Origin of the sequence: Christiangramia aquimixticola (assembly GCF_048285835.1) — a bacterium.
In the GTDB taxonomy this organism is placed as follows: domain Bacteria; phylum Bacteroidota; class Bacteroidia; order Flavobacteriales; family Flavobacteriaceae; genus Christiangramia; species Christiangramia aquimixticola.
On record NZ_JBLVTL010000310.1, the window covers coordinates 1 to 283 of the forward strand.

Below are 283 nucleotides of genomic sequence, written 5' to 3' on the forward strand. Positions count from 1 at the left end.
CTCGTGGCTGATAACTATTCCGTGGATGTCAACCGAATCTACCAAAATGGAACCGTGAAGGACAGTGGCTATGTGGCTCGGCAAAACCTACGAATCGTTACTTCTGCTACCAATGAAGACCTTCAAAAAATCGTGGATGCTATCCAAAAAGCCGGAGACATGAGCTACAACCTGCAATTCGGTGTAGCCGAGGCCACCAGCAAATCACTGGAGACCACCCTGCTGACCGAAGCGCTCAAAGATGCAGAAGCAAGAGCTACCTATCAAGGTAGCTCTTGCTTCT

At 49.1% G+C, this 283-nt stretch carries 1 protein-coding gene; it reads left to right on the plus strand.

The annotated features are described in order from the left end of the window. A partial coding sequence (locus ACNKXV_RS14605; RefSeq protein ID WP_417908426.1) for an SIMPL domain-containing protein occupies window positions 1-283 on the plus strand: 283 nt, incomplete at both ends.